Annotated in this window: 16 protein-coding genes and 1 pseudogene; 13 read left to right on the plus strand and 4 right to left on the minus strand. The window is 69.2% G+C overall.

The annotated features are described in order from the left end of the window. Positions 1-21 precede the first annotated feature (21 nt). Both JJL56_RS22580 and JJL56_RS22585 read left to right on the plus strand, forming a co-directional pair. Positions 22-1,449, plus strand: a complete 1,428-nt coding sequence (locus JJL56_RS22580) for a sigma-54 interaction domain-containing protein (protein WP_200486385.1) — start codon at positions 22-24, stop codon at positions 1,447-1,449. A gap of 124 nt (positions 1,450-1,573) precedes the next feature. After that, positions 1,574-2,213, plus strand: a pseudogene (locus JJL56_RS22585) (helix-turn-helix domain-containing protein). Positions 2,214-2,289: 76 nt separating this feature from the next. Here JJL56_RS22585 and JJL56_RS22590 read toward each other — a convergent pair. Then, a complete protein-coding gene (locus tag JJL56_RS22590; RefSeq protein ID WP_200486386.1) occupies positions 2,290-3,609 on the minus strand; it encodes an oligosaccharide flippase family protein in 1,320 nt (439 codons plus the stop codon). A gap of 98 nt (positions 3,610-3,707) precedes the next feature. On the opposite strand from JJL56_RS22590, the gene JJL56_RS22595 reads away from it, so the two are divergent. After that, positions 3,708-4,088 carry a hypothetical protein gene (locus JJL56_RS22595; protein WP_247890311.1) on the plus strand — a complete coding sequence of 127 codons (381 nt, stop codon included), beginning with the start codon at positions 3,708-3,710 and terminating at the stop codon, positions 4,086-4,088. A 45-nt stretch (positions 4,089-4,133) separates the two neighbouring features. On the opposite strand, the gene JJL56_RS22600 is transcribed toward JJL56_RS22595, so the two are convergent. Then, positions 4,134-4,964, minus strand: a complete 831-nt coding sequence (locus tag JJL56_RS22600; protein ID WP_200486388.1) for an FkbM family methyltransferase — start codon at positions 4,962-4,964, stop codon at positions 4,134-4,136. A 323-nt stretch (positions 4,965-5,287) separates the two neighbouring features. Here JJL56_RS22600 and JJL56_RS33265 point away from each other — a divergent pair, with 323 nt between their 5' ends. The 8 genes from JJL56_RS33265 (at position 5,288) to JJL56_RS22640 (ending at position 14,704) form a co-directional block, all read left to right on the plus strand. Beyond that, positions 5,288-7,393: a GumC family protein gene (locus JJL56_RS33265; protein WP_200486389.1), complete on the plus strand. Its 2,106-nt coding sequence runs from the start codon at positions 5,288-5,290 to the stop codon at positions 7,391-7,393. Next, positions 7,384-8,124: a polysaccharide biosynthesis/export family protein gene (locus JJL56_RS22610; RefSeq protein ID WP_247890312.1), complete on the plus strand. Its 741-nt coding sequence runs from the start codon at positions 7,384-7,386 to the stop codon at positions 8,122-8,124. The genes JJL56_RS33265 and JJL56_RS22610 overlap by 10 nt, the downstream gene beginning before the upstream one ends. Then, positions 8,121-8,930, plus strand: a complete 810-nt coding sequence (locus JJL56_RS22615; RefSeq protein ID WP_200486390.1) for a WecB/TagA/CpsF family glycosyltransferase — start codon at positions 8,121-8,123, stop codon at positions 8,928-8,930. The genes JJL56_RS22610 and JJL56_RS22615 overlap by 4 nt, the downstream gene beginning before the upstream one ends. Then, positions 8,927-10,249 (plus strand): hypothetical protein, encoded by a 1,323-nt coding sequence (locus JJL56_RS22620; RefSeq protein ID WP_200486391.1) that lies wholly within the window; start codon positions 8,927-8,929, stop codon positions 10,247-10,249. The genes JJL56_RS22615 and JJL56_RS22620 overlap by 4 nt, the downstream gene beginning before the upstream one ends. Beyond that, entirely contained in the window at positions 10,246-11,133 is an 888-nt protein-coding gene (locus tag JJL56_RS22625) for an FkbM family methyltransferase (RefSeq protein ID WP_247891197.1), read from the plus strand. The genes JJL56_RS22620 and JJL56_RS22625 overlap by 4 nt, the downstream gene beginning before the upstream one ends. A 179-nt stretch (positions 11,134-11,312) precedes the next feature. Next, positions 11,313-12,161 carry a class I SAM-dependent methyltransferase gene (locus JJL56_RS22630; RefSeq protein WP_247891198.1) on the plus strand — a complete coding sequence of 283 codons (849 nt, stop codon included), beginning with the start codon at positions 11,313-11,315 and terminating at the stop codon, positions 12,159-12,161. A 9-nt stretch (positions 12,162-12,170) separates the two neighbouring features. Then, positions 12,171-13,718 (plus strand): exopolysaccharide biosynthesis polyprenyl glycosylphosphotransferase, encoded by a 1,548-nt coding sequence (locus tag JJL56_RS22635; protein WP_200486393.1) that lies wholly within the window; start codon positions 12,171-12,173, stop codon positions 13,716-13,718. A gap of 62 nt (positions 13,719-13,780) precedes the next feature. After that, positions 13,781-14,704, plus strand: coding sequence for a glycoside hydrolase family 18 protein (locus JJL56_RS22640; RefSeq protein ID WP_200486394.1), 924 nt, complete (start codon positions 13,781-13,783; stop codon positions 14,702-14,704). 31 nt (positions 14,705-14,735) lie between these two features. Here the strand turns inward: JJL56_RS22640 and JJL56_RS22645 are convergent, their stop codons facing one another. Next, complete coding sequence (locus JJL56_RS22645) at positions 14,736-15,461, minus strand: GntR family transcriptional regulator (RefSeq protein WP_247891199.1); 726 nt, start codon at positions 15,459-15,461, stop codon at positions 14,736-14,738. A 206-nt stretch (positions 15,462-15,667) separates the two neighbouring features. Here JJL56_RS22645 and JJL56_RS33270 point away from each other — a divergent pair, with 206 nt between their 5' ends. Together JJL56_RS33270 and JJL56_RS22655 are read left to right on the plus strand one after the other, a co-directional pair. Beyond that, positions 15,668-18,022, plus strand: coding sequence for a DUF3604 domain-containing protein (locus JJL56_RS33270; protein WP_247891200.1), 2,355 nt, complete (start codon positions 15,668-15,670; stop codon positions 18,020-18,022). Positions 18,023-18,137: 115 nt separating this feature from the next. Beyond that, complete coding sequence (locus JJL56_RS22655; RefSeq protein ID WP_345772623.1) at positions 18,138-18,650, plus strand: substrate-binding domain-containing protein; 513 nt, start codon at positions 18,138-18,140, stop codon at positions 18,648-18,650. Here JJL56_RS22655 and JJL56_RS22660 read toward each other — a convergent pair. Beyond that, on the minus strand, positions 18,593-22,894 hold the full coding sequence (locus tag JJL56_RS22660; RefSeq protein ID WP_247891201.1) for a response regulator: 4,302 nt from the start codon (positions 22,892-22,894) through the stop codon (positions 18,593-18,595). The two genes, JJL56_RS22655 and JJL56_RS22660, sit on opposite strands and share 58 nt — an antisense overlap. Positions 22,895-23,015 lie beyond the last annotated feature (121 nt).

Genomic DNA, 23,015 nt, shown 5'->3' on the forward strand with positions numbered 1-23,015 from the left:
CGACGCGACGGGAGGCGGGCCATGGCGGCGGGACGGGACGAACACTTCGCGGCGGCGCGCGCGCTGATGGTGATGATCGACGAGATGATCGACGGCGCCATCCTTGTCGACAAGGACGCGCGGATCGTCTGGTCCAATGATAAGCACGTCTGGTTCGATGACAAGCGCAAGGCGCTGTTGGGCATCCGCTCCCTGGCCGAGGTGGTGGGGCAGCCCATCGAACGGGTCATCCCGCACAGCCAGATGCGTGACGTGGTGGAGACCGGCCGCTCCTTCCCGCTCGACATCATGCGCTATGGCGAGCACACGCTGCTGGTGAGCCGCCTGCCCTTGCGCGACGAGCAGGGGGAGATCATCGGCGCCCTCGCCTTCGCCCTGAAGAACAGCCTGACCTACCTCCGCCCCATCGCCGAGCGCTTCAACAAGCTTCAATCGCGGCTCGCGCGGATGGAGCAGGAACTCGCCGCCAGCCGGGCACCGAAATACTCGGTCGAGAATCTGGTCGGCTTCAGCCCGGCGATGCTCCAGGTGAAGCGTCTGGTCCGCAAGGCGGGGCAGATCAACTCGGCGGTGCTGGTGCTGGGCGAGACGGGGACCGGAAAGGAGCTGGTGGCGCAGTCGATCCACGCGGCCTCGGATCGGGTCGACCGCTCCTTCGTCGGCATCAACGTCGCGGCGATTCCCGAAAACCTGCTGGAGGCGGAGTTCTTCGGCGTGGCGCCGGGCGCCTACACCGGGGCCGGCCGCCAGCCGCGGCCCGGCAAGTTCCAGCTCGCGCACGGCGGCACGCTGTTCCTCGACGAGATCGGCGACATGCCGCTGCCGCTTCAGGCCAAGCTGCTGCGCGTGCTGCAGGAGCGCGAGGTCGAGCCGCTCGGCTCCAATCAGGTCATCAAGGTCGATGTCCGCATCATCGCCGCGACCAGCCGACCGCTGCCGGAGATGATGCGGAACGGCACCTTCCGCTCGGACCTCTACTACCGGCTGAACGTCTTCCCGATCCAGCTGCCGGCGCTGCGTGACCACAAGGAAGACCTGGAGATCCTCGCCTCGCTCTTCTCGGAACGGATGGCGGTGAGCCTCGACCAGCCGATGCGCGACCTCACCCCCGCGGCGCTCGACGCGCTGCGCGGGCACGATTGGCCGGGCAACGTCCGTGAACTGGCCAACGTCATCGAGCAGGTCTATGTGCGCACCGAAGGCGAGCGCATCCTGGCCGAGGACTTCGCCGACATCCTTCCCGGAGCCGCCGCCCGGCCGACCACCCCGTTGGTGCGCAAGCGTCCGCTCGCCGACAGCATGGACGAGCTGGAACGCTCACTCATCCTCGCCGCGCTCGAGGATGCCCAGGGCAACAAGCTCGAAGCCGCGCGAAGCCTCGGCCTGTCGCGCACCAACCTTTATGCGAAGCTGCGCAAGCACGGCATCACCGCGGAGTCGGAGGCGTAGGCCACACGAGACCCGTCGAACGGGCCGTCACGTAATACCAGCGGCTTTGAAGCGTGACTCGTAACGGATGGGTTCGCTTTTGGTCCGCAACGTGAGTCGCTATCGGCTCTCGGAAGGAGGGGGCATGGCGGCGGTGGCAATCACGCGGTTGGAGCTGAGTTCGACGGAGTTGCGCCGTCGGGCTGTGCGTTTTTGGCGATCCGGATGTAGCGCGGCGTCTTCTTGCCCTGGCCCTGGTTTTGGAGGGGCTGTCTCGGGGGGACGCCGCGCGGTCGTGCGGGATGGATCGGCAAACGCTGCGGGATTGGGTTCACCGCTACAACGCTCAAGGCGTGGCGGGACCGCGGGATCGCAAGGCACCGGCTGCCAAGCCCAAGCTGTCGGAGGAGCAGGAAGCGGAGGCGGCGTCCTGGGTCCGTTCCGGTCCGGACCTCGCCGAGGATGGCGTGGTGCTGGCCGAGCGCAGCGGTGGCGGACTGCTGCGCCGTCTGGGGTTCCGTCGCCTGTCGGTGCGTCCCCAGCATCCTCAGCAGGATGCCGAGGCGCTCGAGGCTCACAAAAAAACTTTGCCGCCCTATTGCCCAGAACTCAATCCGATCGAAAACAATTGGCAGTTCCTACGCCAGAACCGCCTCAGCCATCGCGTCTTCGATTCGTATGGCGCAATCGTCGAGGCCTGCTGCGAGGCGTGGAACGCTCTCGCCCAGGCACCCGACATCATTCGCTCCATTGCCTCGCCCCCATGGGCAGAGGTCGATGTTTAATGCCGTTGGTATGATATGACCCATGGCCTGCTCCCCTCAACCAGCTTGACCAATTTGGATCGGGCCATTGGGTTGGTCAGGGCGCGCTGGAGGCTGCTGCGGACGTCGGGCGGCTCCTGAAAAGCAAGGTGCGCACCAGCGTCGTGCCGATCGCTCCCTGGGCGACGGTCAGCGCCGTCACCACAGCCGCTCCGGTCATGCCGAAGACCGGGATCAGGACAGCGCCCAGAAGGACGCACACCGCCAATTGCAGAAGATTCAGCCGGCGCAGCGTGCGCCCGTGCCCGGTCATGGCCAGCAGAATGTCCTGGCAGGCCAGAAGACAGTTGATCATCTGGCCCGCGGCGAGGATGCGCAGCGCCGTCGCCGCGCTGCCAAACCCCTGCCCGACCAGATCGAGCAACAGCTCCGGCACGATCATCATCACCGACACCATGGGCAGACCCAGTGCCGCGACGGTCAGCATGATGCTGCGATTCATGACCAGCAGGCGGAACGTCTCGCCGCGGCGGTGCAATTCGGCGTAGTTGGGCGCGGCGAAGGTGCCGATGCTGATGATGACGACCCAGACCAGCATGGAGATGCGGTTCGCCACGCTGAACGCCCCGACCGACGACGCGTCGACGAACACGCCCAGAGCAAGCACCGGCAGCGACGCCAGGGACACCTGCACCAGCTCGACGACGAACAGGGGAAGCGCCGTGTGCCACAGCGACGGCAAAACCTCCGTCGGACCGTCCGAAGACGCGGCATCGGCCGACACCGACTGGTCGGTGAACCGGTGGCGGTCGCGCGCGAGAAGGACCAGTCCGACCGCGACGCTGAGGGTCAGCGCCCCGGCCAGACCCAGAATCAGGGAATCGAGGCTGGAAGCACCGGCCAGAAGAGTGGCAAGCATCAGCACCGGCCACAGCGCATTCTGCACGAACTGCGCGGCGACGCCCCGCTTGAGCCCCGCCAGGGCCGACCCGATGGTGATCGCCAAGGTTTGCGGCACCAGGGCCAGGGCCGACAGCCGCAGCGGTGTTTCGAGGTCCGGCGTCGCGAACAGCACGTGCGACGCCGGCCCCGAGAGGGCAAAGGTCGCCACCGCGGCCAAGGCCGCGGCGAGTCCCGTGCCAATGAGCCCGGTCCGCAGATCGCGCCCGGCCGCCCGCCCCTGGCCGATGGCCAGTTCGGCGGCGATGTGCCGCGTGATCGCCCGTTCGAGCCCCAGCCGCGCCATGGTCGATGCCAGACCGATCCAGGTCAGGCACAGGAAGAAGAGGCCGGCGTCATGGGCCCCCAGCGAGCGCGCCGCTATGATGTAGAGGCCGAGCTTGCCGACGACCTCCACCGCGCGCAGCCCGAGGCCGATGCCATAACGCCCGAGGGCACGCCATGTCTGGAGACGCATCACGCTCTATGGGATAAGGGGTTGTCGCGGAAGCGGAGGACATCCGCAGACGCGTTGGGACCGGCGGCGGTGCGCCGCGCAAGGAGAGCAATCGGTTGATGACCATGGTGACGAAAGGGCGATGCCGCCGGAGCGTTCACGCGGGGCTGACGCTGTGTCTTGCCGCCGCGCTGCTCGGGCATGGCCGCCCAGCCGCCGCGCAGGACGTGGAGGAATGGCGCGCGGTCGACATCCGCCAGGAAATCCGCACCCATTTCGACCGTTTGCCCTATGGCTGGTGGATTCGCGAACCCGAGCTGCACCTGAACGCCTACGAGGTCGAGGTCAATATTCCCGATTGGTGGCATGGAAACCCGACCTCGGCGGTGAACAATCTGTGCCCCGAGCGGCAGAGCCGCATCTGGAAGGTGGCGAAGATCCTGACCTTGCGCCCCTTCCACCAGAAGCGGCCCTGGCCCGAGGTCGACTGCCGCCGCTGAGGCTGCCGCTCAGGCCGTCGATGCGCGGCCGTCGATGCGAGGCCGTCAGGTCCCGCCGGATTGACCGAGCGCGGCGCGCAGCCGGTCGGCCATGCCGTCGCGCGCCACGAAGATGAAATTGTTGATGTAGATCTGCCCCTTGACACGATGGGTGCCCGCCGCGTTGAGGGCCGAGCGGGACTGGTGGCGGGCCGGGTCGAAGCCGTCCAGCGTGCACAGGCGCCCCGCCAGGACGAAATAGCCACGATACCCCAGCGGAGCCAGCAGCGCCTGCAACGCCGCCAGGGCTCCGGGATTGTGCCGCTCCTCCGCTTCGATCAGGAGATTGGGACGGTCACGGTCGATCAGGCGGAGACCGCCGCCGACCACCGCGGCCTCGTGCCCCTCCACGTCGATCTTCAGGAATCCGACCGGATGATCGTCGTAGCGGTCCAGAGTCCGACGCGGGACGGTCACCGCGTCCACCGCTTCGCCATGGGCGCCCACCGCTCCCGCCTCGACCGAGGCCAGGGCGGACGAGCGCGGAACGTGGAGCACGATCGACCCGTCGCCGTCACTCAGCGCGCAACCCTCCACCCGCAGCCGGCCGGACGCGATCAGCGGCGCGAACTTGCTCTCCAGCAACGCCGCGAGTTTCGGGTTCGGCTCGAACGCCGTCACGCTGGCCGCGACCCGACAGAGCCAGAAGGTGTAGATGCCGCTGTTGGCGCCGATGTCGTAGGCGGCCTCCCCCGGAACGCACAGGGCGGGAAGAAGGCGCAGCTCCGGCTCGGCATAATAGGGCGCGAGGCGGTCCCGAAGCCAGGTCAGGCGACGGAAGATCCGCGGGTGGCGGAGCTCGATCGCGGCTTTCAGCGAAGACAGTCGGTGGTTCATGGCGCGTGGCTCGGTGGGGCTGGGGCCGGCATCCTGGGACCCAACCAAAAGTGGGAGGTTTCGGCAAAAAGCAAATAACTAAAAATTGAGACAAAATGCTTCAAAACCCCAACCACCCCATGACAGCTCTACACCGGGCGTGGTAAACCCTACCGGTAAAGAGTTCGATCCACACGCTACGGTACCCATAAGAGATGCTGTCCCAACATCTGGAAAATCGCAGGCAGAGTCAATCGGCTGATCAGCTGGATGGCTCGCCGGCTCAGCAATCGCATGGCGTGCTGTTCTCCAGCGGTGTGTCGGCATTTACACCGCGCGACCTCTTGATACTCGCTTTTTATCACAAGCGTATCATCCTGATCGTTGCTCTTCTCTCGATCATCGCCGGACTGACCGCCGCCACCTATGCGCGCACGCGCTACGCCGCGGAGAGTCTGGTCATGATGATGATCGACCGCTCGCACGCGGGGATCAGCGATGTGGCGGGGACCCTGCCCTCCGTCCTGTCGATCGACGGGCTGAAGTCGGTGGACAGCGAGATCCGCATCCTGGAAAGCCGCCGGGTGATCGAGGACACGCTGAGCGCGCTGGACCCCGTCACCCTGTTCCCGGAGATCGCCCACCCGCGCCTCTTCGGCCTGCTGCCCGCCGACAGCCCGCAGGACCAGCTCGAAAAGGCCATCGACAAGTTCAAGCGCCGCCTTCAGGTGGAGCAGCAGTCTTCCTCCAACATTGTGCGCCTCAGCTTCAGCCACGAGGACCCGGACCTCGCCGCGGACACCGTCAACGCGCTCGCCGATGCCTACCTGAAGCGCCGTCGCGCGATCTTCGACATCCCGCGTTCGCCCTTCCTCGCCTCCGAGCTGGCGCGTCACTCCGACCAGCTGAAGAGCATCGAGGGGCAGATCCAGGCGCTGAAGTCCGAATACGACATCGTCGATCTCGGGCAGGAAAGCCTGCTCGCCGCCAACCAGGTGGACAGCATCGTGCAGCGCCGCCGGCAGACCCAGGAGCGTCAGGCCGCCCTCCAGGCGGAGGTCGCGGCGGCCAAGAAGCGGCTCGCCGCCCTGCCGGAGCGGGTGTTCGACTTCAGGGAACAGAGCAATCAGAACCAGAACGACGACGACCGCAACGTGCTGCTCCGCCTGGAGCTGGAGCGCGACCGGCTGGCCTCCCAATTCCTGCCGGACTACCCGCCCCTCCAGGAGCTGGAACGCAAGATCAGGACGGTCCGGCAGTCGATGAAGGGCGGCGACAAGCCGGTCTTCAACACCACGCGCGAGGTCCGCAACCCGACCATCCCCTTTCTGAGCAACCATCTGCTGACGTTGGAGATCGAGCAGGACGCGGTGGCCCGGCAGATCGACGAGCTGAACCGCCAGCATACGGTGGCGGTGGAGAAGGTCGGCCGCCTGCGCAAGGCGGAGAGCGAGCTGCGCGACCTGGAGCGCACGCGCGGCGTGATGGAGGACATCTACCGCGACTATGCCCAGCGCACCGAGGCCGCCCGCGCCGAGGAGGAGGCCGCCAAGGTGCGCTTCTCCAACGTCCGCGTCGTGCAGCCGGCGGTGGCTCCGGCGACCGGGACGAGCATGGCGCCGAGCTTCATCATCGCCGGGCTGGTCGGCGGCATCCTGCTGGGCGGGGCGGCCGGCGTGCTGGCGACATGGCTGCGCCAAGTCTACATTCTGCCGCACGAGATCGAGCGCGACCTGGGTGTTCCGGCCATCGCCAGCTTCTCCGACACCGACGGCGAGCTGGTCTCCCCAGGCGCCCAGCAGGAGCTGATCCATCTGGCCGCCCAGCTGCGCGACCATGGCGTCGACGACCAGCCGATGGCCCTTGTCCAGTTTGTGACCGCCAACGACGGCGACGGCGACGCCATCGTGGCGCGCGGGCTGGCGCTGGAATTCGCCAAGGGGCGGGGCCTGCGGACGCTGCTCATCGACCTCTGCGGCGACGGCACGGGCCAGCTGGCGGCGATCAACGCCGGGGCGGACGACAAGACGGACGGCGACGCGGACGCCGGAACCGGCGAGCGGCTGCCGACCATCGACCCGCAGGGGAGCGGCGACCTCGAAACGCTGCCCTCCGCCGTGCCGCTGCTCTGGGTGTCGCGGCAGGCGACGGGATCGGCGCTGGGCAGCCTGCGCACCCCCATCGCCCAATCGCGCCAGATGCTGGAGCGGCTGAACCAACGCTTTGACATCATTTTGATTCTGTCCCCGCCGATCGGGAACAGCCATCTTGCCCGGCGGCTGTCGCCGATGGTGGACGCGAACATCCTGGTCGCCCGTGCCGAGCACACCCGTGCGCCGGTCGCGGCCCGGATGCGCGACTCCATCCTCGCGTCCGGCGGCGACATCGTCGGGTTGGTGCTGACCGGCCGCCACTTCCACATTCCCCAGGTGATCTACAGATGGTTGTGAGGCGGATGGCCGCGATGCGGGGCTTCCTGTTGGCGGCGTTGCTGGCGCTCGGCGCCTGCACCGGCCAGTCCGTGACACCCAGGGAGGCGATGCCCGAGGGTTTCGCCCGGTGGGAGGATTCCACGCCGGCCTACCGGCTGGGTCCGGGGGACCGTTTCCAGGTCAAGTTCATGCTCGTCCCCGACATGGACGAGGAGGTGATGATCGGCCCCGACGGCTCCGCCGGGCTGCGCATGGCCGGTCAGGTCGACGCCGCCGGGCTGACGCCGGGCGAGCTGGCCTCCGTGGTCGAGACGCGCGCGCGGCGCTGGATGCGCGCGCCGCAGGTCAGCATCGGGCTGAAGGAGACCCCGTCGAACCGCGCCTATGTCGGCGGCGCCGTCGCCCGTCCCGGCCCCTACCTGCTGAACGGCCGCATCGGCGTGATGGAGGCGATCATGCTGGCCGGCGGCTTCGACCGCGAGGCGCGGTACGAGGAGGTGGTGCTGATCCGCCGCAACCCCGAGAACAAGCCGATGCTGCGCACCATCGACACCCGCCGGTTCCTGGAGACGGGAGCGGCGGTCGGCGACGTGCCGCTGGCCGCCGGCGACATCCTGTTCGTGCCGCGCAGCTCCATCGCCGAGACCGGCCTGTGGGTCGAGCAGTTCATCAACCGCGTCGTCCCGTTCGAGCGCACGTTCAACTACACCATCAGCCGTCAGACCGGAGGCATCACGACCTTCCCATGACGATCCCGGACACCCAACCGACGCAGGCCCCCACGGACACCGTCTTCGGGGTCGCCATCACCCGGCTCGACGTGGCCGGTGCTGCGCGGACCATCGCCGCGCGCGCGCCGGAGGCCCCCTTCGCCTACGCCGTGACTCCGAACGCGCAGCATGTGGTGCGGCTCCACCGCGGCGACGATACCCGCTTCCGCGCCGCCTACAACGGCGCGTGGCTGCGGCTGTGCGACAGCCAGATCATGCGGCATCTGTCCCGCCGGCTGCTCCGCAAGCCGTTGCCCAGCGCCAGCGGCAGCGACCTGACCGCCCATCTGTTCGCGCATGTCATCACGCCGGACGATTCCATCACGGTGATCGGTGGCAACGACGAGTTGGAGCGCCGCCTGCGCGGCCGCTTCGGGCTGACCCGGCTGGCCCGGCACGAGCCGCCGATGGGCTTTTCGGCCGACCCGCGGGAGGTCGAGCGCTGCGTCCGCTTCGTGCTGGACCACCCGGCCCGCTTCGTCTTCCTGGCGGTCGGCGCGCCACAGTCGGAATGCCTGGCGCTGGCCATCCGGAACACCGGGCAGGCCACCGGCGTCGGGCTGTGCGTCGGCAGCTCGCTGCTGTTCGTCACCGGGCTTGTCGAGCGCGCCCCTCCCCTGTTCCGCCGCCTCGCCCTGGAATGGCTGTACCGGCTGGCCCAGAATCCGCGCGGCCACGCCCGGCGGGTCTTCGTGGAATCCCTGCCGCTGCTCGGCATCGCCCTGTCAGCCTGGTGGGCGGAACAGCGGGACCGCACGCGGCCGAAGCCGGCGGCGCGCCCATGATCGTCGAGCTGGGGGCCCGGCAGCGCGGACGCATCCTGTCGCCCGTCCGGGCGGCGGCGCCCCGCCGTGCCCTGCCCCGCTCCCTGACGGTGATGATCCTGCTGGCGGTGCTACCCCTGTTCGGGCAGAGCTTCCATTATCTGGTCGATGTTCCTCCGCTCTACGCCCTGTCGAAAAGCTGGCCGGTCCTGACCATCCCGCTCGCCGTCTACGCGATGGCGCAGATCGAGCTGCCGTTCAAATCGCTGTGCATCGCCCTGCTCGCCTACCTCGTGGCGATCACCCCGGCGGTGTCCATGGTCCAGCTCGGCAACGGGCTGACCGACGCGATGGCGACCACGGTCAAGGTCTGGCCCTTCGCCTATTGTTTCTCGCTCGCGGCCCTGCTGACCCTGCTGCGCCCGACCCTGCCGCAGGTGCGCGGGGCGCTGATCGCGCTCGGCGCCGGCACCTTCGTCGTCATGCTCGCTCTGTGGCTGGTCGTCCCGCCGGAGGCCTACGCCACCGACCCGCTGAAGAGCAAGCTGCTGATGTACGACTTCGAGCGCGGCTATCGCATCTTCATGCCGATGTTCTTCGGCGTGCTGTTCCTCTTCTACCTGTCCCGGCGGTTCTGCGCCTATCGGGAATGGTGGACCATCCCCCTGCTGCTGGTCGGGCTGCTGCTGATGGTCCTGATCTACAAGCAGCGCACGGTTCTGGGCGGCGTGGTGCTGGTGGTCGGCTTCGCCATGATCACCTCGGCGCGCGGCTGGTGGCGCATCCTGGCGGTCGGCGCGGCCCTGCTGGCGACCGTCGTCCTGGCCGCCATCTACAGCGTGGATCTCGCCAACCGGGCCGAGCAGATGCTCGGCGCCTCCCTGTCGATCCGGCAGAACTCCATCGTCCTGGCGCTCGACTTCCTGGAGGTGACGCCCTGGCGCTGGCTGCTCGGGGTGGGCGCCGTCACCCGTTTCAGCAGCGTGACCCTGGCGGACATCCTGGGCAGTGATCAGTTCTATCTCGCCGACATCGGCTGGATCGGCGTCGTCTTCGAATATGGTGTCATCGGCGCGGTGCTGATCGCGGCCTTCTACGTCGCGGCGCTGCGCACCGCCCGCAAGGCCGCCACAGGCGACGATCCGATGACCCAGGCCTTGGGCGACTACGTCCTGTTCGCTCTGGCGACCTCCACCATCTATTCCGTCGTCTTCACGCCGGGCGAGGTCGCCAGCGTGATGGCGCTCGCCCTCTTCTGGCGCACCGCCCGCCGGCAAGCCGGCGCTGAGCGCCCATTCAACTCCCCGAAACGCCCCGTCTTCAGCATGGGAAGGCCATGACCACCGCCACCTCCTCCACGTCCCCGGCCTTCCTCCGCCGCCTGCGCCGCCTGCTGGCCCATCCGGGCTTCCGCGCCGAGCCGGTTCCCGTCCTCGCCCGCGCCGCCGTCTGGCTCGGCTGCGTCGCCCTGAAGCGCAGCCCGCGCTTCAGCCTGACCTCCGGCGGCGAACAGCTGCGCGTGCCGCCGGACCTGCGCTACACCTCGGTCACCTCCTTCGTGCTGCGGGACTGGTCGGAACCGGAGCTGCGCGAACTCGACCAGTTCGTGGCCCCCGGCGCCGTCTTCATCGACGCCGGCGCCAACATCGGGCTCTACACGCTGAAGGCGGCGCGGCTCGCCGGGCCGGACGGCATCGTCGTCGCGGTGGAGCCAGGCACCGTCGCCGCCGACCGGCTGGCGGCCAACGTCGCACTGAACCGCTTCGCCACGGTGCGTCTGGTCCGCAAGGCGCTGTCCGACCGGAACGGGATGGCGGTGCTGCACCACGTCTCGGCGGGCGGCGACCTCCAGGCCTTCTCCCTGCTGGGCGACAGCGCGACCAAGGAGGGCGAGGAGGTGGCGACGGTGACGCTCGACAGCCTCGTCGAGGAGCTCAATCTGCCGCGCATCGACTGCATCAAGATGGACGTCGAAGGGGCGGAGCCCATGGTGGTCGAAGGCGCGCGGCGCAGCCTGGAGCGCTGGCACCCGACCATCCTGTTCGAAGTCAACAGCGCCATCCTGCACCGCCGCGGCGAGCGCACCGACGGCTGCTGGGAGCGGCTGGAGGCGATGGGCTATCGCTTCTGGCGGCTCGAACAGGGCCGGCTGGTGCCGATCGCCACGGTGCCCGCCGACTTCTGCAACGTGGTCGCCATGCACGGTCGGACCGCCCCATCATGAGCATGGCTGGGGAGCCGCAAGGTGAGCGCAACAGGATCATCAAGCTCCGCCTCTCCGGAATTCTTCGAAATGCGACAAATTCGGAAAATCCGGTTGTGACTCTTTGTCAAAATTTATCGCGTCGGCGTCGCCAATGCTGGCTTAAGCCATTTTAAATAGTGTGTTAGTAAGAGGTCATCATGTCACCTCAACCTTCAATAGCATCTGCGTCGCCGTTGCACCGCTATGTGCATGGTGGCCATCGCCGTGTGGACGGGTGGCTGTCGCGCCTGGATGCCAATCTGATCGCCAGCGTCGGCGTCTGGCAGAACGCCGAGGGCGTGACGGGGAGCGTCGGCGAGATCGGCGTTCACCATGGGCGGCTGTTCATCCTGCTGGCGCTCGTGCGCAAAGCGGATGAGCGGGCCTTCGCCATCGACCTGTTCGACGACCAGCAATTCAACGTCGACCAGTCGGGGCAAGGCGACGAGACGGCCTTCCGCGGCAACCTCGTCCGCTTCGGGATCGAACCGGCGTCGGTCGAGGTCGTCAAGGGCAACTCCCTGGCTCTGTCCTGGACCGGCCTCGCCGACCGGCTGGGTCCCGCGGTCCGCCTGTTCAGCATCGACGGCGGCCATACCGCCGACATCACGCGCCACGACCTGGGCATCGCCGACGACAGCCTGGGCGACGGTGGCGTGATCGTCCTCGACGACTATTTCAACCCGGAATTCCCCGCCGTGTCCGAGGGCATGTGCCGCTTCATGGCCGACCGGCCGGGTGCCCTGGCCCCCTTCGCCATCGGCGACAACAAGCTGCTCCTGGCCCGCCCGGATTGGGCCGGGCGCTACCGCGCCATGCTGGTCGGCGCGGTGCCGTCGCGCCATTTCGTGCGTGACACCGAGTTGTTCGGCCAGCCCGTCACCGTGTTCCGCACGCCGCGGACGCCGATGCAGTTCATCCGGCAGACCGGCCTGACCCGCCGGCTTCGCTCCCATCCGCTGGGGCAGGCGTTGAAGCCGATCATCCGCCGCTTCGTGCAGGGGTAAGAGACCGCCATGCGCGACGACGTGCAGGTCTGTTTTCCGGCCGAGGAGCGAAGCGCCGTTCCGGACCCTGCCGCGTTGCCGAAGAGCGCCGTTCCGGCTCCGGACGACTTCGCCGGTGCGCGGGATGGCTGGCTGCACTGGACGCATGGGCTGGTCAACCGGCTGGTGAAGGGGGCGGACGGGGTCCTGCTGGCGCTCGCCGGACTTGCCGCTTGGGCCGCCTGGGTCGCCCGGACGGACGAGACGTCGCTCGACGACGGCCGTCTGCTCATCCAGGCGGTGATCTTCACGGCCGTCACGCTCGGCGTCTATCTGCGCGCCATGACCACCATCGGCGCCTACCGTGTCGAGAATTACCGGCACTGGGGAAAGTCGTTGCTCGACGTGGTCGGCGGCCTGCTGCCGGCCGGGACCGTCCTGTCCCTGCTCGTCTGGGCCTTCCTACCGGAGGTCGGCCCGTCGGACATGCTCGCTTTGTGGGGCGGGACGGCGCTCGCCTGTCTGGGGGCGGGGCGCGTCCTGGCGGCGCGGGGCGTGCGCCTTCTGGAGGAGCGCGGGGTGCTGCGCCGCCGGGTCGTCATCCTGGGCGCGACCGACGTGGCGGAGCGGATGATTGCGCATCTGGACCTGCCGGAGCACCGGGCGAACTACAGCATCCTCGGCCTGTTCGACGACCGCGACAGCGACCGCCGGCCGGCGTCCCTGGCCGGCCTCCCGGTGTCCGGCGACCTTACGGACTTCAAGCGCTTCCTGCCGGACAACCGCGTGGACATGGTCGTCATCGCCCTGCCCTGGCGGGCGGCGATGCGCATCCACAGCCTGCGCATGCAGCTTCAGATGATCTCCCTCGACATCCTGATTCCGCTGGACGAGGAGAGCATCCGGCTGCGGCTCGCCAACCTGCGGCACATCGGCGCCATCCCGGCCCTGCTGGTGATGCGGCAGCCGCTGCGCGGCATGCAGATCATCGTGAAGCGGATCGAGGACGTCGTCGTCGCCGGGCTGGGCCTGCTCGTCGCCGCGCCCTTCATGCTGGCCGCAGCGATCGCGGTCCGCCTGGACTCGCCGGGACCGATCATCTTCCGGCAGACCCGCGTGGGTTTCAACAACCGCCCCTTCACGATGCTGAAGTTCCGCACGATGAAGGTGGACAACAGCGACGACGGCGCCGTCGGCACCAGCCGCGACAACCCGCGGATCACCCGCGTCGGCCGCTTCCTCCGCCGGACCAGCATCGACGAGTTGCCCCAGCTCTTCAACGTCCTGGCCGGCGACATGTCGGTGGTCGGCCCGCGCGCCCACGTCCCGAACATGCGGGTCGGCAACCAGCGCTACGCCGAGGTCGCGCGCGAGTATGCGGCGCGCAGCCGCGTCAAGCCGGGGATCACCGGCTGGGCCCAGATCAACGGCATGCGCGGCGGCATCCACACGGTCGAGAAGGCGCGCGTCGGGGTTGACATGGACATTCACTACATCGAGAACTGGTCGCTATGGCTCGATGCGAAGATCATCATCAGCACCGTGACCACCGGCCTGTTCGGGCGCGACGTGTTCTAGGCGCTCTGGCCCTCGCCGCCGCGCTTCTGGCGGGTGGCACAGCGAATGCGGGGACGGAGGCGTTGCCGACGCGCCCCCTGCTCGTCTACCACGACAGCTGGTACGAGCGCCCGGCCACCGGACCGGCCGCGACGACGCTGGCGGCTCTCCCCGGCTACATGAACGTGGTCGCCCTGTCCTTCGCCCGGCCGGACGCCGTCTATCTCGACCGCCTCGACCTCAAGGGGACCGGCCTGCAGTACGGCTTTTCCGGCACGGTGCTGAGGGACGCCATCGCGCTTCTGAAACAGCGCCAGCCGGGCACCCGCGTGCTGCTCGCCGTCGGCGGGGCCAACTACGCAAACTGGGATGCGCTGAACCTCGGCGCCCTGGTTCGGCTGGTTGGGGATCTGGGCGTCGACGGTGTGGATCTGGATTACGAGCCGGAGATGCCCGGCTGCTCCGTCCGGCCGCCGGGGCGGGTGCGCTGCCTGTCCGACGCGGCGTGGCAGGATCTGGTGGCGCGTTTCCGCAGCGCCTTCCCGCGCCCCCTGCTGCTGACCGTGCCGGGCTGGAGCATCGGGGCCTATGGCGAGGGGGCGTTCCGGGACGCCCCGCCGCGCGGCCCACACACCGGGTCGATGCTCAACCTGCTGCGCTCCCCGCAGGCGGCGGCGATCGACCTCGTCTCCATCATGGCCTACGAGGGCGGCCCGACCTTCGATCCCTGGCAGGCCTGGCAGGCGTACCGGCAGGTCTGGAAGGGGCCGCTCGCCCTCGGCGTCCAGGTTCCGCCGAGCCAGCTCGGCGGGCCGACCTACACGGTGCCGCTGGCGGAGCAACTCGCCCGGAACGTCGCGCAGGACCCGCAGGGCGGCATGATGCTCTACCCGCTGCTGGGGCGTCCGCCCGGCACGCTTGGGCCGGACAATCCCGACGGTCGCCTGCTGGCCCAAGCGCTGTGCCGCGGGCTCGGCCTCGACGGCTGCGCCGAGGCGCTGCGCTGACCGGCCCCGGCCGCGCCTCGGCCGTAGCGCCTCACCCCTCCCAGCGGTGGGACAGAACGAAGCTGTAGCGCTCCGGACGGACGTGGAAGACGGCATGGTCGGCGCAGGCGCCGTCCGCGAAGAATGACCGCCGGATCATCACCAGCACCGGCATCCCCACCGTCCCGCCGAGCGGTTCGGCGATGGACGCACCGGCAGCCTCGGCCTTGACCTCGACGTCGGCACCGACCACCGGCTTGCCGGTGACCTCCCTGAGGATGGCGTAGACCGGCTTCTGCCCAACCGCCGCCCAATCGACCCCCGCCAGTTCCGCAGACAGCAGGCTGCGCCCCAGCGCCACCGGCTCCCCGTCCACCAGATGCAGGCGGGCCACCTCCAGGCAGCGCGGGCCGAACTGGTCCGTCAGGTCCGGCGGCGTGGCCGTCATTCCGGCCGACAGATGACGCATGCCGGCGTTCAGCCCCTGGAGGCGCAGGGATTCGTGGAAGCTGCGCAGCCGGTCCAGCGGATGGCGGACCCGCTTGCCCGCCGTGAAGGTGCCCTTGCCCTTCCGCCGCTCGATCAGCCCTTCCGTCTCCAGCCGGTCGAGCGCGAGGCGGACCGTGACCCGGCTGACGGCGAAGCGGATGCCGATCTCGCTCTCGCTCGGCAGGCGGCCCGACGGCTCGAACCGGCCCGCGGCGATCTCCTCGCGCAGGCGGTCGGCGATCTGCCGGTAGAGGGCCGTCGCGTTCTCCCGCACCAAACTGTCCCGCATCGAGGCCACCGCCCCCTCCCCGTCCGTGGCGAATCTCTCCGCGCCTTGATGCCACCGGAGCCCGGGCCGCTCAAGCGCCCACTCACCACCCCACCGTATCGCCATCCGGTGGAACGCCCCGCATGTCTTATATTGTATCATCGAACTTGTTATGCAATGTATTAGCCGTCGCGGTGCGCCGCCCCCCTTGCCCGAGGTCCCGTCCCATGAGCGATCCCGTCCCCGCCGGCCACATCGCCCCCGCCGGCCTTTACGAGCGGAACAAGGCCCGTCCCTTCCTCGGCGCCACGACCTGCTCCCACCGGCGGCTGGTGGCCGGCGAGTGGACCGAGGTGACGCTGGTCTACGAGGTCGGCGGGTCGGGTCTCGCCGACGGGGCGGGGATCAAGCTGGCGATGAAGTTCTATTCGGACTGGGCGCTGTTCCAGACCAGCGACCCCACGGCGGCCAACTTCGTCTCCGCCGAGTATGAGGCGGGACCGCTGGTGCCGGGGCAGAGCCCGGCGACCGTGCAGGCGCTGAAGGTGCGCTTCGACCAGAAGGGGCACGAGCGGCCCTACCAGAAGGCCATTATCATCGACGTGATCGACGGCTATCTGAATCCCGGTGACCGCATCGCGATCCGGCTGGGCGACCGGCGCCAGGGCGGGCCGGGCACGCGGGTGCAGACCTTCGTCGAGCAGGGCTTCCGCTTCCGCGTCTTCATCGACCCGCTGGGCAGCCAGAAATACGCCGAGGTGCCGGGCGACTGCGTGATCGACATCGTGCCGGGCGCTCCCGCCGCCCTGCGGCTGGTCGCGCCGCGCCTGATCGCCCCCGGCCCGGCGTCGCTGCTGCTGCGCGCCGACGATGCCTGGGGCAACTGCTGCCTCGACGCCACGCTGGACGCTGTGCTCAGCATGACCGGACCGGACGGCGAGAGCACGCGGACGGTCGCGCTGGCCCCCGATCCGCAGGCGAATGGCTGGCTGGTCCGGCGCGAGGCGCTCGATCTCGGCGCCGGGGAATGGCGGATCGCCGCGACGGCGCCGGGCCTCGCTTCCGCCGAAGCCTTCATCACCGCGGAGGACGGGGCGCCGCGCGCCGTCTACGCCGACCTGCACGTCCATTCCAACGACACGGTGGGCACCAACGACACCGCCTACAACCTGTCCTACGGGCGCGACGTGGCCGGTCTGGACGTGCTGGGCTACACCGCCAACGACTTCAACGTGACGGAGCGCGCTTGGACCGAGGCGGTTGGCCTGATCGACCGTTGCAACGAGCCGGGCCGCTTCGTCTGCTACCCCGGCACGGAATGGTGCGGCAACTCCGCGGCGGGCGGCGACCACAACGTGATCTTCCTGCGCGACGGTCCGCCGCTCTTCCCGGCGGACGCGCGGGGGCAGCCGGTGCGCTCCTTCGAGTGGAACGAGTCGACCCGCGGCGCGCTGCGCCCCGGCGCTTGGCCGCTCGACGACCTCTACGCCGCCTATCAGGACGACCCGGAAGGGCATCTGCTGATCCCCCATGTCGGCGGTCGGCGCTGCAACCTCGATTGGCACCACCCGGAACTGGAGCGGCTGATCGAGATCGGCTCGGCCTGGGGCCAGTTCCACTGGGTCTATGCGGAGGCGCTGGCCCGCGGTTACCGGCTCGGCGCCTCGGCGAGCAGCGACGAGCATCAAGGGCGCTGCGGCGGCGGGGCCCCGGCGACCGCGGTGTTCGGGGCGCGCGGCGGGCTGACCGGCGTCCTCGCCGACCGGCTGGACCGCAAGACGGTGGGCCAAGCGCTGCGGGCGCGGCGGACCTTCGCGACGACCGGGGAGCGCAGCTTCGCCAGCCTGCGGCTCGGCGACCGCTGGATGGGCGAGGTGGTGCGGGCCACGGCGGGCGATAAGGTGGACTACCGCCTGCTCGGCGACCGGGGATGGGAAAATCTGCGGCTGTTCGACGGCGACCGGCTGGTGTGGGAACGCGACCTGCACCGCGAACTCGGCCTGTCGGAAACGACGATCCGCCTTCGGCTGGGCGGCGCCCGCATCAAGGACCGCTACCGCGGCGCCTATTGGGACGGCGGGATCACTGTCACCGGCGCCGCCGTGCAGCGGGTCGAGCCCTTCGGCTTCGACCATCCGGAGCAGGGCTGCTGGCGCCGCGACGCGACCACCGTCGCCATCCGCACCGTCACCCACGGCGACAGCGACGGCGTGGAGCTGGCGCTGTCGCGGCTGGCTGGCGCGCGCATCCAGGTGCGGCTCGCCATCGGCACCTATGTGAAGGTCGGCAACCCGCTGACCCCGCCGCCCAACCCGCACGCCCCCGAAGCGATTTTGGACATCGATGGCGACGCGCTGCTGGCGGACGCGGGCGCCGGACGGGTCACCCACACCCTGCCCGGCACCGAGCTGGAGGTGACGGTGGAGCGCATCACCGAGGCGCCGCTGCCCCGCGACCTTGCCGGGCGCATCCCCCTCGCCGACCTCGGCCTCGCGCCGGGCCGCGAGCATCCGCTGTTTCTGACCGCGCGCCAGCGTGACCAGTCGCGGGTCTGGACCTCGGCCCTGTTCCTGACGCCATGACGGGAGGCCACCACGTCTTTCCTCAAGTCCGCAGTGTCGGGACGGAAGGTGTCCGGGTATAGGGTCGCCCGGACGACGCTCCGCCCCGTCTCGAACGGCGGGGCAAAGCCAGGGGGTGACCAAGCTGGCCGGGGTGTCGCAATCCGCGGTCTCGCGCTGCTTCACCGACGAGGCCAGCGTCTCGCCGCAGATGCGCGCCCGCGTCCTGGAGGCGGCGGAGCGTCTGGCCTACCGTCCGAACGCCATCGCGCGCAGCCTGACGACCCAGCGCACCAACCTCGTCGGCATCGTCATGGCCTTCGGCGCGCTGGACGCGGCGCGCACCGCGCTCGGCCTGCGGGTGCCTGAGGATGTCTCGATCGTCGGCTTCGACGACGTGCCGATGGCCGCCTGGCCGAGCTTCGCCCTGACGACCGTTCACAACCTTGTGGACATTATCATGGCGACCCTGATGGGCATGCTGGAACGCCGCCTCGCCGAGCCGCAGGTCGCCCGGTCCTGCACCGCCCCGCCCCCGGCTGGTGCGCCGGGGCTCGGCCCGGCTGTAATCTCCGGCGACGGAAAGGCCGCTCAGCGGGGCGGCTTCACCGCTTTGTCCAGCGCCTCGGCCAAGGCTGCGTCGTCGTAGGGCTTCGGCAGATGGACGCCGCCGTCGGGCGCCCGGTCGGCTCCCGACGCGAACACGACCGGCAGAGCCGGGTGACGTTTTCGCAGCGCGACAGCCAGATGCTCTCCCGACATTCCCGGCAGGCTGATGTCCGTCAGCAGCACGTCGACGGGCTGCATCTCGGCGATCGACACGGCCTCCTCGGCGTTGGCGGCTTCGACGACCGAATGCCCGAGGCCGGTCAGCATCTCCACCGTGACGAGGCGGATCAACGCATCGTCCTCCACCAGAAGCACGCGCAAGCCCTGATGGTTGTCCACCGTCGCCGCAGCGGGTTCCGCAAACGGCTTCGGTGCAGCCCGACCTCCGGATGTCCCTTGCGACCTCTGCTGCTGGTTGCGCAGGACATGCCGGACTTTGCGGGACAGCGCCTCGCGGGTGTAGGGTTTGCTCAGCAGTTCGACGCCGAGATCGAGCCGTCCGCCATGCACGATCGCGTTCTCGGTGTATCCCGAGGTGAACAGGACCGCGATCCCCGGCAGACGCTCCTTCGCGCGGCGCGCCAGGTCCGGGCTGCGCAGAGGCCCCGGCATGACGACGTCGGTGAACAGCAGGTCGATCGGCACGCCGCTTTCCACGATGGCCAGCGCGCTCTGCGCGTCCCGAGCCTTGAGCACACGGTAACCGAGATCGGCCATCATCTCGACCACGGTCGCCCGCACGTCGTCGTCGTCCTCGACCACCAGCACGGTTTCCGATCCGCCCGCCTCCGGCCCGTCGTCGATCACCGTCACAACGTCCTCGGTCTGATGCGCGCGCGGCAGATACACGCGGACCGTGGTGCCCTGGCCGGACTCGCTGTAGATCTTGACGTGCCCGCCCGACTGCTTGACGAAGCCGTAGACCATGCTGAGGCCGAGGCCGGTGCCCTGCCCTTCCGGCTTGGTCGTGAAGAACGGTTCGAAGACGTGGTCTATCACGTCGGGCGGAATGCCGCAGCCGGTGTCCGTCACCGCCAGCATGACGTACTGGCCGGGCGTCACCTCGGCGTGCCGGGCGGCGTAGGGATCGTCGAGGAAGGCGTTGCCGGCCTCGATGGTCAGCCGGCCGTGGCCGTTCATGGCGTCGCGGGCGTTGATCGCCAGATTGAGCAGCGCGTTCTCGACCTGGCTTTCGTCGGCGAAGGTGGTCCACAGGCCGCCCGTGATCATGGTCTCGATCTCGACGCCCTCGCCAAGCACGCGGCGCAGCATCTCGTCGAGACCGCGGACGAGCCGGCCCAGGTTGACCACGCGGGGGGCCAGGGGCTGGCGGCGGCCGAAGGCGAGAAGCTGGGCGACCAGCTTCGACCCCCGGCTGACGCCGCTCAGCGCGTTCTGCAGCCGCTGTTCGGCGCGACCGTTTCCCGCGACGTCCTTCGCCAGCAGTTGGAGGTTGCCGGAAATCACCTGGAGAAGATTGTTGAAGTCGTGCGCCACCCCGCCGGTCAGCTTGCCGACCGCGTCCATTTTCTGGGCTTGGCGAAGCTGCGCCTCGACCTGCTCCCGCTCGGCGATCGCCGACGCGATGCGCTGCTCCAACACGTCGTTGAGCCGCCGCTGGGCGTCCTCGATCTCCCTGCGCTCGGAGATGTCGATCACCGAACCGATGTAGCCGAGGAACCCGCCGTCCGCGGCGAAGCGCGGGGCGGCGGCGTCGATCGCCCAGCGGTAGACCCCATCGGACCGCCGCAGCCGGTATTCCATCCGGAACGGCTCATGCCGGGTGTTGGCGTCCAGGAACACGTCCGCGGCGACCTGCCGGTCGTCGGGATGAATGGCGTCCAGCCAGCCGAAGCCCAACCCCGTCTCGGGAGTCTGGCCGGTGAACTCGTACCAGGATTTGTTGAGATAGGAGCAGGAGGCGTCGAGTTCGGTGACCCAGACCATCACCGGGGCGTGGTCGGCCAGATTCCGGAAACGCACCTCGCTTTCGCGCAGCGCGTTGTCCGCCTCGCGGCGCATGCGCACCATCGCCAGGGCGGTATCGACGCGGGCGATCAGTTCGCGTGCCGAGAACGGCTTCACCAGATAATCGTCGGCGCCGGCCGACAACCCCTCGACGCTCGCCTCCTCGCCCGCGCGGGCCGACAGCAGGATGACCGGCAGGTCGCGCAGGTCGGTATCCTCGCGGATCGCGCGCAGCAGCCCGAAGCCGTCCAGAACGGGCATCATGATGTCGGTCAGAACGAGATCCGGACGGGTCGCGCGGATTGCCGCCAGGGCGGCCTGACCATCGGGCACGGCCTCGACGACGTAGCGGCCATTCAGCAGGCGGCTCACATAATCGCGCATGTCGGCGTTGTCGTCGGCCAGCAGGAGACGCGGACACTCGCCCGCCTCCCGCGCCACCACCGTCTCCCCGGCGCCGAAGAACGGGGCGGGCGCTTCGCCTTCGGACGCCGCCGACCCGTGCAGCCAGCGCAACGCCTCCTCGACATAGGTTTGCGTGCGCACCCCGGTCGGGGCGCCGGTCGGCTCCGACAGGACGCGCTCCTGCGGCAGATGGGCGGTGCCGAACGGAAGGGCGATGATGAAGGCCGAACCGCGCCCCATTTCGCTCTCGACCCGGATCGTGCCGCCATGCAATTTGATGAGTTCCTGGACGAGCGCCAAGCCGATGCCGGTGCCCTCGTGGCTGCGCCCCCGCGCGCCCTCCACCCGGTGGAAGCGCTCGAACAGGCGCGGCAGTTCGGATTCCAGGATGCCCGTACCGGAATCGCGCACCACCAGTTCGGCGCCCCCGTCGACCGGCCTCAGCGAGACCGCGATCCCGCCTTCGAAGGTGAATTTGAAGGCGTTCGACAGCAGGTTGAGGACCACCGTCTCCCACATGCTCCGGTCGACGTGGATCGGCGCGGGCAACGGCGCGCAATCGACGGTGAGGCGCAGGCCGGCCCTCTCGCAGGCCGAGCGGAAGCCGCTCGCCAGTTCGGCGGTCAAGACGGCGAGGTCGGTCGGCTCGTAACGCGCCTGGGTCCGACCGGCCTCGATGCGCGAGAAATCCAGGAGCGCGTTGACGAGTTTGAGCAGGCGCTGCCCGTTGCGATGGACCACCATCAGATCCTCGCGGTGGTCCGGCATCCGTTCCGGCGCGGCCTGCAACACCTCCTCCAGCGGCCCCAGCATCAGGGTCAGCGGCGTGCGGAACTCGTGGCTGATGTTCGAGAAGAACACCGTCTTGGCGCGGTCGATCTCGGCCAGCATCTCGGCCCGCCGGCGCTCGGCCTCATAGGTCTGGACGTTGGTGATGGCGGCGGCGATCTGCCCCGCCACCAGTCCGAGGAAGCGCCGGTAATCGTCGTCGAACAGGCGGAACGGGTTCAGGCCGACGACGAGAAGACCCGCCCGGCCCGCCTCGCCGCTGGCCGGGACCGGGATCGCGGCGGCCTGGGTGGGGGGGCGGCGCCAGACGCCGGGCGGCAGGTCGGCGCCGAACGTCGCCGCCAGATCGCCGACCAGCACCGGGTCATGGAGCGTCGGGGTGAAGGGCCACACCGACGTGCCGTCCACCGCCAGCGTTTCCGGAGCCGCCGGATGGCCGCGTCCGATGCCGCAGGACCCGGCGAGGGTGGCGCTGGCCCCATCCGGCTCGGCCACGTAGAGCAGCGCGAAGGGCATGTCCCGCGGGTTGGTGGCGAGCGCCTGGGCGCTGCGCTCGCACACCTCCGGCAGGGTCCGGGCGTCGGCGACGCCGGCGGCCAGATCGCGCAGCAGGGTGAGCTGCCGCTCGCCGATGATCCGTTGCGTGTCGTCGGTGTTGGCGCAGATGATGCCGCCGGGGCTGCCGTCGTCGTCGGGCACCGGGCTGTAGGAGAAGGTGTAGTAGGTCTCCTCCGGATAGCCGTTGCGCTCCATCAGAAGGAGCTGCCCCTCGACGTAGGTCCCCTCGTCGCCCGTCATGGCGGTCGCCAGCATCGGGCCGATGTCGCGCCAGATCTCCCGCCAGACGACCGACGTCGGACGGCCGAGCGCCCAGGGGTGCTTGCCGCCGATGATCGACTTGTAGGGGTCGTTGTAGAGGTAGATGAGATCCTGCCCCCAGCCGATCCAGATCGGCTGGCGGGAGGTCAGCATGATCCGAACCGCGGTCTTCAGGCTGCGTGGCCAGTCCTCGGGCGGGCCGAGCGCCGTCGACGCCCAGTCGAACGCGCGCATCTGCGCACCCATCTCGCCGCCGCTGGCGAGGAATTCGGGAGCGGCGGAGATGTCGGTCTCGTTGGACATGCGCAGACGTTCCGTCCTTCCTGTTCTCATTCCCCCCGACAACAGGGGCGTGACCATTGGTGCACAGCGGAACGCCACTTTAAGCTGATCAGGGGGGCACGGCGAGAAACGATTTGTTAGA

It is taken from the genome of Azospirillum aestuarii, assembly GCF_016632405.1.
In the GTDB taxonomy this organism is placed as follows: domain Bacteria; phylum Pseudomonadota; class Alphaproteobacteria; order Azospirillales; family Azospirillaceae; genus Azospirillum; species Azospirillum aestuarii.

Excerpts from the sequence above, each read along its gene's own strand:
- JJL56_RS22615 (WP_200486390.1), top strand. The coding sequence starts at position 8,121 with ATGACGATCCCGGACACCCAACCGACGCAGGCCCCCACGGACACCGTC.
- JJL56_RS22600 (WP_200486388.1), bottom strand. The coding sequence starts at position 4,964 with ATGAACCACCGACTGTCTTCGCTGAAAGCCGCGATCGAGCTCCGCCAC.
- JJL56_RS22645 (WP_247891199.1), bottom strand. The coding sequence starts at position 15,461 with ATGCGGGACAGTTTGGTGCGGGAGAACGCGACGGCCCTCTACCGGCAG.
- JJL56_RS22630 (WP_247891198.1), top strand. The coding sequence starts at position 11,313 with ATGTCACCTCAACCTTCAATAGCATCTGCGTCGCCGTTGCACCGCTAT.
- JJL56_RS22660 (WP_247891201.1), bottom strand. The coding sequence starts at position 22,894 with ATGTCCAACGAGACCGACATCTCCGCCGCTCCCGAATTCCTCGCCAGC.
- JJL56_RS22595 (WP_247890311.1), top strand. The coding sequence starts at position 3,708 with ATGACCATGGTGACGAAAGGGCGATGCCGCCGGAGCGTTCACGCGGGG.
- JJL56_RS22620 (WP_200486391.1), top strand. The coding sequence starts at position 8,927 with ATGATCGTCGAGCTGGGGGCCCGGCAGCGCGGACGCATCCTGTCGCCC.
- JJL56_RS22580 (WP_200486385.1), top strand. The coding sequence starts at position 22 with ATGGCGGCGGGACGGGACGAACACTTCGCGGCGGCGCGCGCGCTGATG.
- JJL56_RS22610 (WP_247890312.1), top strand. The coding sequence starts at position 7,384 with ATGGTTGTGAGGCGGATGGCCGCGATGCGGGGCTTCCTGTTGGCGGCG.
- JJL56_RS22635 (WP_200486393.1), top strand. The coding sequence starts at position 12,171 with ATGCGCGACGACGTGCAGGTCTGTTTTCCGGCCGAGGAGCGAAGCGCC.
- JJL56_RS22590 (WP_200486386.1), bottom strand. The coding sequence starts at position 3,609 with ATGCGTCTCCAGACATGGCGTGCCCTCGGGCGTTATGGCATCGGCCTC.
- JJL56_RS22625 (WP_247891197.1), top strand. The coding sequence starts at position 10,246 with ATGACCACCGCCACCTCCTCCACGTCCCCGGCCTTCCTCCGCCGCCTG.
- JJL56_RS33270 (WP_247891200.1), top strand. The coding sequence starts at position 15,668 with ATGAGCGATCCCGTCCCCGCCGGCCACATCGCCCCCGCCGGCCTTTAC.